The sequence below is a fragment of the Microvirga sp. Mcv34 genome (assembly GCF_024519725.1).
In the GTDB taxonomy this organism is placed as follows: domain Bacteria; phylum Pseudomonadota; class Alphaproteobacteria; order Rhizobiales; family Beijerinckiaceae; genus Microvirga.
The window spans coordinates 1-9,116 of record NZ_JALJRK010000121.1 but is presented as its reverse complement, the minus strand read 5'-3'; the positions used below and the strand labels follow the sequence as shown (position 1 = coordinate 9,116).

At 62.1% G+C, this 9,116-nt stretch carries 8 protein-coding genes and 3 pseudogenes; 7 read left to right on the top strand and 4 right to left on the bottom strand.

From position 1 onward, the window contains the following. Positions 1-292: 292 nt before the first annotated feature. The gene (locus OC446_RS27740) at positions 293-577 is read left to right on the top strand and encodes a hypothetical protein (RefSeq protein ID WP_262032177.1); all 285 of its coding nucleotides are present in this window, start codon (positions 293-295) and stop codon (positions 575-577) included. On the opposite strand, the pseudogene OC446_RS27735 reads toward OC446_RS27740, so the two are convergent. From OC446_RS27735 to OC446_RS27725, 3 genes and pseudogenes are all read right to left on the bottom strand, one after another. Further along, positions 574-819, bottom strand: a pseudogene (locus tag OC446_RS27735) (integrase core domain-containing protein); the annotation flags it as partial. The gene OC446_RS27740 and the pseudogene OC446_RS27735 overlap by 4 nt on opposite strands. Before the next feature lie 732 nt (positions 820-1,551). Further along, positions 1,552-2,061 (bottom strand): transposase, encoded by a 510-nt coding sequence (locus tag OC446_RS27730; protein WP_262032176.1) that lies wholly within the window; start codon positions 2,059-2,061, stop codon positions 1,552-1,554. Positions 2,062-2,400: 339 nt separating this feature from the next. Then, positions 2,401-3,156 carry a DsbA family protein gene (locus tag OC446_RS27725; RefSeq protein WP_262032175.1) on the bottom strand — a complete coding sequence of 252 codons (756 nt, stop codon included), beginning with the start codon at positions 3,154-3,156 and terminating at the stop codon, positions 2,401-2,403. Between the two features lie 1,224 nt (positions 3,157-4,380). Between OC446_RS27725 and OC446_RS27720 the strand changes: the two genes are divergently transcribed. The 6 genes and pseudogenes from OC446_RS27720 to OC446_RS27695 all read left to right on the top strand — a co-directional run. Continuing rightward, positions 4,381-4,518, top strand: a complete 138-nt coding sequence (locus OC446_RS27720) for a hypothetical protein (protein WP_262032174.1) — start codon at positions 4,381-4,383, stop codon at positions 4,516-4,518. A gap of 412 nt (positions 4,519-4,930) precedes the next feature. Further along, a complete protein-coding gene (locus tag OC446_RS27715; RefSeq protein ID WP_262032173.1) occupies positions 4,931-5,875 on the top strand; it encodes an IS701 family transposase in 945 nt (314 codons plus the stop codon). A gap of 54 nt (positions 5,876-5,929) precedes the next feature. Then, positions 5,930-6,355: an IS66-like element accessory protein TnpA gene (gene tnpA / locus OC446_RS27710; protein ID WP_262032172.1), complete on the top strand. Its 426-nt coding sequence runs from the start codon at positions 5,930-5,932 to the stop codon at positions 6,353-6,355. After that, complete coding sequence (gene tnpB / locus OC446_RS27705) at positions 6,352-6,702, top strand: IS66 family insertion sequence element accessory protein TnpB (protein ID WP_262032171.1); 351 nt, start codon at positions 6,352-6,354, stop codon at positions 6,700-6,702. The genes tnpA and tnpB overlap by 4 nt, the downstream gene beginning before the upstream one ends. 47 nt (positions 6,703-6,749) lie before the next feature. Then, positions 6,750-8,423 (top strand): IS66 family transposase, encoded by a 1,674-nt coding sequence (tnpC, locus tag OC446_RS27700; protein WP_262032170.1) that lies wholly within the window; start codon positions 6,750-6,752, stop codon positions 8,421-8,423. A 75-nt stretch (positions 8,424-8,498) separates the two neighbouring features. Continuing rightward, positions 8,499-8,795, top strand: a pseudogene (locus tag OC446_RS27695) (IS701 family transposase); the annotation flags it as partial. Between the two features lie 121 nt (positions 8,796-8,916). Here OC446_RS27695 and OC446_RS27690 read toward each other — a convergent pair. After that, positions 8,917-9,116, bottom strand: a pseudogene (locus OC446_RS27690) (hypothetical protein); the annotation flags it as partial.

Below are 9,116 nucleotides of genomic sequence, written 5' to 3'. Positions count from 1 at the left end.
AGCATCGCACAGCCCACCAGATTTCGGAATCACCCGTCAGTGACACAACACTAGGTCCACGGGCGTCTCATTGTGACGACAGCGCCGTGGTGATGCGATCCTGACCTCCCACCCCAAGACCCATGAGACCTCAGTACTAAAACTCCCTTCCCATACGGCGGCGTCGGGATCACCGAGTGTACTGAAATGCCGGACACGTCACGCACGGGATGCTGTAACCAAAGCGCCGTTCCCACCGAATTTAAGTACAGGAGCACCAAGATTGCGCTCCCAACAAGATTGGAGCCTCACTATGAAGGAACGCTTTCTTCTCGCATTCGCCGTTGCGGCGATCATTTCAGGCGCCGTCCACGCCCAGCCCATCATGTCCGGGCACCCTGCCGGCTCTGGCTACAACGATCCCGGACAAGCCTACTCAGGCGCGCAAAGACCTTATCGCAGTCTGACTGGGCAGTTCCCGGAGGGAAGCTTCCCCCCAGGGCACAGGCCGACGCCGCTGCAAGAGATGTTGGCACGGAACGGAGCCGCGGCAGTTGACGCCCAGCAATACAACAACTGGATCAAGCGCAACAACTAGATATTCAGTCCCGGCATTTGGTGGATTGGATTGAGCCTGAAGCGTTTTGGTTCGGCTGTCCAGATTTTGCAGATGTACTCGTAAGGTGTGAGGCCCTTCAGCGTCTTCAGGCGTCGGCCGAAGTTGTAGGCTGAGATGAAGTCACCGAGGTGCCGCCGCAGCTGGGCATGGCTGTCGTAGTGATAGCGTTTGACGGTCGCGTCCTTGATGGTGCGGTTCATCCGCTCAACCTGCCCGTTCGAAGCGCCATTCCCACCGAATTTAAGTAGAGGAGCACCAATATTGCGCTCCCAACAAGATCGGATCCTCATTACAATGAAACAATTTCTCCTCGCATTCGCCCTTGCGGCGGTTATCTCAGGCGCTGCCCAAGCCCAGCCTGCCCTACCAGGATACCCCGCCATCTTTGGCGACGACCATACCGGACAAGACTACCCGGGCACGCAAAGACCGCGCCGCAGGCTGACGGAGCAGTTTCCGGAGGGGAGCTTCCCGCCAGGATACAGGCCGACGCCGCTGCAAGAGATGTTAGCTCGGAACGGAGCCGCGGCAGTCGACGCCCAGCAGCCCAACAACTCGATTGCCCGCAGCAAGTAGCACTCGGCGGCCCAGGCGAACCTGAGCCGGGCCATCCCGGCCGCCGAGTTGACTGCACGGGTTCCTGCCAGCCAACGGGACGGAAGCACCGCCCTCGGGCGAGGCCACTCGGAGGTAAACCCCGCAAGCCGGTTCCGACACGCTGGAAAACGCGCGGAGCGCAAGACGCTGCGCCAGCCAGATACCGGGTTTGAGGCTCAGCCGGTGGAGGACCGGGGCCTCCCCTCCAGCAGTCTGCTATGCGCCCTTAGGCACAGGAATGCAATGATCATCCATTCACGCCCGGAAGCGGATCCCGCGGGAGCCACCGCAGAGGCGGCAGCCCTACGAGGAGATCTGTGCCGTCGTCACGTTCACTAAGTGGTTCATCCGGTAAGTTATGCTGCCTTGGGCAGCAGGGCGATACCGGGTGAGCGGCGCGGCCGATGGCGGCGGCGTTGACCCCAGACGAAGGGATGGCGGTGCGGGTTCCAGTAGACCGTCGAGCGGTGGACCGCATCGCTGATCTGCTCCCAGCTCCCGAACCGCCGGCCTGCCAATGCCAGGGAGCGCAGGATCTTCCACGAGGGTTCGATCAGGTTGAGATAAGCCGCGTATTTGGGCTGGAACACCATCTCCCAGCGCGGATGGGCGAGCAGAAACAGCAGCACGTCCGTGGTGCGATGCGAACTCAGGTTATCCATGATCGCGTAGATCCGCTCGGCCGTGCGCGGAATCCAGGTCTCAACGTGCTCTAGGAAGTCGGCCCAGTGGGCGCCGCCGCGTCCTGGATAGGGATGCGTGAGCGCCTCGCCGGTTGCGGGGCAAAACGCACCAAAGACATAACCCTTGGCACGCCGGCCGTAGTCGATCTCCTGCTTGGCCCGTTCGGCCGGCCGTCTCGACATCAAGGCCTAGGAGAGAGGCAATGGCGGATGCGCTCTCCCGGTGATTGGTGCGCCAGATGATCTGAGCCCGTTGCATCATCTGAGCCGGAGCGGTATGCGCGTGAGCCAACGTCTGGACCCGTGCACGCTCCTCAACGGTCAATCCCGTAAGCAGATCGGTGTCATGGGTCACCTCCCGCCAGCAGGCCGCGATTATACCCCCTGAACATGCCGGATGCACCACTAAGAGCACTTGGCCGAAGTCCGAACGCGAGTACCAGCAGGCCCGGAACGTAGCGTGTGCCGAGGATGTGAGGCGGGCATGGAACTCCGGATCCTGCTTCTCATCCTGTTCCGGCCTTACTTTCGCGTGTTAGAGATGACAGCTCTGAGAGGCTCCACACCGACTGCTCCGGCAATAACCTCATTCCCGATGACAAAGCCCGGCGTGCCGTTGATCCCGAGCTTTTCCCCAAGCCCCATGTTCTCTTGGAGCGTGGCGTCAATCTCACTGCTTTGCAGTTCCTTTTCTAGGCGGGCCATGTCGAGACCCACTTCCTTGGCCACAGCTTTGGCGGATTCCGCATTGGCCTGCCCGCGTCTCTCCATCAGCTTGGTGTGAAACTCATAGAGCTTGTCGCCAGAGAGCTGGGCCTTGGCCGCCAGCGCAACGCGGCTGGCCTCGACCGATCCCGGGCCGAGCACCGGGAAGTCCTTGATCACCACCCGCAGCTTGGGGTCAGACTTGATGAGCGCCTTCACATCGGCCACAGCCCGTTTGCAGTAGCCGCAGTTGTAGTCGAGGAACTCGACCATGGTGACGTCGCCCTGCGGATTGCCGAGCACGAAGTCACGGGGCGAGTTCTCGAGCTTGGCACGCTCGGAGGTCAAGACCTCCGCCCGGCCTGCCTGCTCGGCCTGCTGCATGCGGCGTTCAAGCTCGGCGAACGCCTCCTGCAGCACCTCCGGGTTCTTGACGAGATACTCTCGAACGATCCCGCCGATGGCCTCGCGCTGCTCCGGCGTGAACGGGGCAGGCTGGGCCAGCACCGCTGAAGGTAGAGCAAGAGCAGCAAGGAGCGTAATGCGGCGGATGGCAGAGGCAGTGAAGGGCATAAACGGATATCCTTGCTGTGAGACCGTCCTGTTCTCGCCTCTGCGACGGACCGGTCAGCCGCTTGCTGGTTGCAAGCCCCACACCACTACCAATTCGGATTTCCCATGTCGATCAGGGTGGACCGGCCTTCGGTTGGAACGACCCCATACGGGCAGTTCACAATTGTGCTAACGTCATGCTGTGGGATAGGGGTCTTCCATAAGGCAACCGGCGTGCAGATCGAAGGTTCGTCGTGCAAGTCGGACCATCGCAGGCACGCGACCTGCTGAACTCCCGGGCAGGCGCGTTCATCAAAAGAAAGAGCCAGGCGGGATCCTGGGCGCGGCCAAGGGACAGGGCTGGTAACAGGATCGGGTCAAGGAATAGGATTCGAGGGCCCTTGAGCGACAACCATAAAGACTGCAGATAGCACACTGGCCAGTAGAAACCCGCTGACGACAAGAGTGACGAGCGGGATGTGGCGGCTTTTCCAAGCCAAGCTAGCAGCCTCCTCATGCTCTCGCCGGGGTTGATCAAGGTCTGGTTTGGCATGATTATTCTCCATTGGAATTGTCCGCTTTAGGAATCTGTGCACAGGGGAAGGGCCAAGAGGATCAGCGCGTTGCCTCTGTGGCACGCGAGCTCGGATTTGAAGCGATGCCGCCGACCAGATCCGGCGGGCTGGTGATCGGAAACGGCGGTGCCTCGCACACGAGCTCCGATATGAAGCGGTCCCGTCGAAAAGCTTCCGCAGGCTGCTGATAGCAAACGAGTGCGGCAGTGAGGACGACAAGCTCTCATTGGTCTGCTCCTGACTAACCAGAGAGTTCAGGCACGGTCTGACCATGAGTTCGGACTTAAGGGGGCACTGGTTACATACTCAGTTGATCTCTGCGCATCCGACTACAGCGTGTACGTCATGGAGACTACAAGATGGCAGCCCCCTATTGCACCGGCTGACTATAAATTGTGTCTGTCGTGTCATAGTGGAGGGATCAAAGCGTCCACTGTGAAGAGGTTCTGCTTGTTTGCTAGTGCCCTCTAACAGCTTTGGCCCTGATTAGTGCGGTCGGAATAGCGATGTTGTGCCACTCTCGCGAGCTTCGTGCTATGATGCGCGTGTCCTCGACAGGAGGCAGCTATGTGTCAGACAACGGTTCTTGCAGTGGCTATGCTCGCTGGGATGCTTATGCCTTCAGCCGGACTAGCCCAGTCTGGATATAGCGGCTGGCATCACCGCTATCATGAGAGCGGTCACAGCCGCATTCACCATCCTCATCATGGCGGCGTTGTCGGACATCATCGGCATCGTGCTCATCACCACAGGCACCTCATTCATTACCGCACGGTCCGGCACCGGCATTGGGGCTATGGCGGTCTGAAGCTTGCCGCGGCCCGGTTTGGCTACTCCGCCTCTGTTGATCGAAACTGCTTTCTCACGCGGCGCTGGGTGCACTCGCCCCATGGACCGCATCGGATCTGGGTTCGGGTTTGCATTTGAGCTAGGGCAGTCTCGAGGTGGCACCTTGATCTGCCAAACTGCTGCTTCCGAGCGCTCATCCCTTGGCACTCCTTTCCAGACCCTTTGAGGTGATAGACGATGCTGCGGTGCACTCGGTCCTTAGCCACCGTGAACGGTATATTCCTCGTCATCATGTTGGCACCCGCTATCCCTCCTCGCGCTATAGACGCAGAGATGCAGAATACTCTCAGGTTGCCTGATGCCTGAGATCAAGCTGCTCTAGTACTACAGCCGGGCCTTGTGCGTTGTCCTAGACACGGAGGTGTCGCGCCATGACGTACGCAAGCGAGGCCCACCGCTGGGCCGATCAGTTGGACGATCTGTGCACCCGAATTGCGCCCCGCTTCAGCCGCATCGAGCCACGACGACGGGCCCGAGCCTACCTGCAGGGTCTGCTCGCACCTTTGGAGCGCAAGAACGGTTGGCACCTTGCCGAAGCCGCCGGCGATGCCAGCCCCGATGGCGTGCAGGACTTCCTGTCGCGCATGCACTGGGATGCCCAGGCCGTGCGCGATGACCTGTGTGCCTATGTGGTCGAGCATCTTGGCGATCCTGACGCCGTGCTGGTGCTCGACGAGACCGGCTTTCTCAAGAAGGGCGACAAGTCGGCCGGCGTCAAACGCCAGTACTCCGGCACCGCAGGCCGCATCGAGAATTCTCAGATTGGGGTGTTTCTCGCCTATGCCAGCCGGCATGGTCATGCGCTGATCGACCGGGCGCTCTACCTGCCGGACACCTGGGCTTTTGACGCCGCCCGGCGGGCCGAAGCAGGCGTGCCGGAGGAGATCCGCTTCACCACCAAGCCGAAGCTCGGCCAGGCCATGCTCAAGCGCGCGTTCGAGGCCGGGGTGCCCTGCACGTGGGTGGTGGGCGACTGCCTCTATGGCGCTGATTCCCAGACCCGGCGCCTGATCGAGGCGCATGGGCGCGGCTACGTGCTGGCCGTGACCTCGGCCCAGCGGCTCGGGCTCAAGCCGGTGGAGGACTGGCTCGAGGACGTGCCGACGAGAGGCTGGACACGGTTGAGTGCCGGCGACGGGGCCAAGGGCCCACGCCTGTATGATTGGGCCTATCTGCCCTACGGCATCCCGCCGACAGGCTGGAAGTCCGGGCTGCTGATCCGGCGCAAGAAAGGGCGGCCGCATCAGTTCACGTTCTATCTCACCTGGGCGCCGGAGGAGAGTACGCATCCGAGCTGGGCCGCCTTGTGGAAGTGAGGCATTTGGAAGAGCACTGGCTCTATCGACGTCGATATGGACGGTGCTATAGCCATGGACATTCTCAGGGAGCATGGGCCGGTCAGCCGCCTGGACGTGGTCGACACTGGTCGTCGCCGCCGTTTCAGCGATGAAGCAAAGCTGGCGATTGTGGCCGAGAGCTATCGCGAGCCGAAGCAGGTCTCAGCCACGGCGCGCCGGCACGGGATCACCCGCTTTCAATTGAACAGCTGGCGCAAGGCTCACAGAGAAGGACGGCTTGGCGCCGGGTCATGGGATGGGTTTGTGCCCGCCTTGGTCGTGCCGGACGCTCACGCGCCCTTGGAGTCTTCCGTGCCGAATGCGCCGGTGCCGCATCCTCCCTGCGGCCTCGGTCGGATGGAGATTGTCACGGCCAACGGGCGGCATGTGATCGTCGACCGGGATGTCGACATCGAGGCGCTGCTGCGGATCATCCGGGGCCTCGAGGCGCTGCGATGAACCTCTTTCCGATGGGCTCGAGCGTCAAGGTCTGGCTGGCAACCGGGCATACCGACATGCGGTGTGGCTTTCCGACTCTGGCTCTTCGGGTGCAGGAGATTTTGAAGCATGATCCTTTGGCGGGCCACTTATTTTGCTTCCGCGGACGCAAAGGTGATCTGATCAAAGTGATTTGGCATGACGGTCAGGGAGCCTGCCTGTTCACGCGGAAACTGGAAAGAGGTCGGTTTATCTGGCCGAGCGTGGAAGGGGGCGCTGTTGCGATCTCACCGGCGCAGCTGTCTTATCTTCTGTCCGGGATCGACTGGCGCAATCCCCAGGAAACCTGGCGTCCGACACGGGTGTGAGCCGGTTTTACCATTGAAGCTGCTGGGAAATCTGGTTCAATGGTGTCATGTCATCGGCACCGTTCTCGCTGCCTTCGGATCTTGCCAGCGCCCAAGCCGCGTTGTTGGCAGAACGCGAGGCGCGGCTGCGCAGCGAGGCCGAGCGGGATGCGGCGATGGCCGATGCCGCCCATGCGAAGGCGAGGCTGTCCAGCACCGAAGCGCTGATCGCGTATCTGCAGCTGCAGATCGGCAAACTCGAGCGCGAGAAGCATGGCCCACGTCGTGAGCGCACCCAACGGCTGATCGACCAGCTGGAATTGCAGCTCGAAGAGCTGGTGACGGCGGCGACTGAGGATGAACTGGCCGCTGAGGCTGCGGCGGCGAAAGCGCAGACCGTGCGCGCCTTCACCCGCAAGAGGCCGGTGCGCAAACCCTTTCCGGAAGACATTGAGCGCGAGCGCATCGTGGTGGAGGCGCCGACGGTCTGCGGATGCTGTGGCAGCGCACGACTGGCGAAGCTGGGCGAGGACGTGACCGAAACGCTCGAGGAGATCCCGCGCCGCTTCAAGGTGATCGAGACGGTGCGGGAGAAGTTCACGTGCCGGGACTGCGAGGCGATCAGCCAGGCACCGGCGCCATTCCATGCCACGCCACGCGGCTTTCTCGGCCCCAATCTGCTGGCGACGATCGTGTTCGACAAGTTCGGACAGCATATCCCCCTGAACCGCCAGAGCACGCGCTTCCAATGCGAGGGCATCGCGCTGTCGACCCAGACCCTGGCCGATCAGGTCGGCCATGTCAGCGCCGCGCTCCAGCCGGTCTTTGACCTGATCGAAGCCCATGTGTTTGCCGCCGTTCGGCTTCATGGCGACGATACCACGATCCCGATCCTGGCGAAGGGCAAGTGCACGACCGGGCGGATCTGGACTTACGTACGGGACGACCAGCCGTTTGGCGGACCTGCGCCACCGGCCGCGGTCTACTACGCCTCCCGGGATCGGCGCGGCGAGCATCCGCAGAAGCACTTGGCCGGGTTCGGCGGCGTGCTTCAGGCTGATTGCTACAACGGCTTCAATCCGCTGTTCGACCCGGCGAAGAACCAAACGCCGATCACGGCCGCTTTCTGCTTCGCACATGCGCGCAGGAAATTCTTCGAACTGGTCGATGTCTCCAGCAATCCCCGGCGCGGCCGGAACGCCAGGCCGGTCTCTCCGACTGCGCTGGAGGCGGTCAGGCGCATCGATGCGCTGTTTGCCATCGAGCGCGAGATCAATGGCCGGAGTGCGACGGAGCGGCGCGCCGTGCGGCAGGAGAAGAGCAAGCCGCTGCTGGACGAGATGGAGGCCTGGCTGCGCCAGGAGCAGAGTCATCTGTCGCGATCCTCCCCGGTGATCGAGCCGCTCAATTATATGCTCTCGCGCTGGGCCGACTTCTCCCGCTTTGTCGACGATGGCCGAATTTGTCTCACGAACAACGCGGCCGAGAGGGCGTTACGCGGTGTGGCCTGCGGCAGGAAATCGTGGCTCTTCGCCGGGTCCGATCGCGGCGCCGACCGGGCCGCCATCATGCTCACGCTCATCATGACCGCTCGCCTCAACGATGTCGACCCGAAGGCATGGCTCGCCGATATCCTTGCTCGGATCGCCAACCTGCCGGTCTCACGCCTCCATGAAATGCTGCCATGGGAATGGAAGAGATTGCGCCAGGGCGAAGACCCGGTGCCACAGCAGGCCGCCTGAACATCCACCATCATACGACAAACCGGATGACGCGCGACGCTCAAAGTCCGCGCGGCTCCTCGGATGCTTACGGAGGAGACATCCTTGGCTGACTTGGTGCGGATTGCGGGGATGCGCTGGGCGATCGAGAGCTGCTTTGAGGAAGCCAAAGGTGAAACCGGGTTGGACGAGTACGAGGTGCGCTCATGGACGGGTTGGCATCGCCACATCACCCTATCCATGCTGGCGCACGCGTATCTGACCATCGTGCGACAGCACGCCATCGGGGGGAGAGGCCCCCGTCGGGCAGGCCGCGGAGTTGCTGCCGCTCACCGTGCCAGAGGTGCGCCGGCTGCTCTGGCACTTGGTGTGGGAGCGACCGCCTTCGGTTGAGGCGGTCGAGCACTGGTCGGTGTGGCGCCGGCGCCATCAGCAGCGGGCCCGCGAATGCCACTGGCGTAAGCGCACGCGACACCGACGCAAGGCCCGGCTGTAGTACTAGAGCACCGGACATTCAGACGAGTCCATATCCGGCGGCGGTGAAGTAGTTGCGGCATGCCTCGGGATCGACCAGATCACAGATATCGCCGATGGCGCGCCAGAGCGCGTCGAGCGTTCGGGCTTCGGCTTTGCGCAAGTGCGATTTAATCTGGGAGAAAGCCTGTTCGATCGTGTTGCCATGATGCCTCTCAATGACTGCTTCCTGTTGACGTT

Coding starts and splice junctions, on each gene's coding strand:
- tnpC (WP_262032170.1), top strand. CDS start 6,750: ATGTCATCGGCACCGTTCTCGCTGCCTTCGGATCTTGCCAGCGCCCAA.
- OC446_RS27715 (WP_262032173.1), top strand. CDS start 4,931: ATGACGTACGCAAGCGAGGCCCACCGCTGGGCCGATCAGTTGGACGAT.
- tnpB (WP_262032171.1), top strand. CDS start 6,352: ATGAACCTCTTTCCGATGGGCTCGAGCGTCAAGGTCTGGCTGGCAACC.
- OC446_RS27725 (WP_262032175.1), bottom strand. CDS start 3,156: ATGCCCTTCACTGCCTCTGCCATCCGCCGCATTACGCTCCTTGCTGCT.
- OC446_RS27720 (WP_262032174.1), top strand. CDS start 4,381: ATGAGAGCGGTCACAGCCGCATTCACCATCCTCATCATGGCGGCGTTG.
- tnpA (WP_262032172.1), top strand. CDS start 5,930: ATGGACATTCTCAGGGAGCATGGGCCGGTCAGCCGCCTGGACGTGGTC.
- OC446_RS27730 (WP_262032176.1), bottom strand. CDS start 2,061: ATGTCGAGACGGCCGGCCGAACGGGCCAAGCAGGAGATCGACTACGGC.
- OC446_RS27740 (WP_262032177.1), top strand. CDS start 293: ATGAAGGAACGCTTTCTTCTCGCATTCGCCGTTGCGGCGATCATTTCA.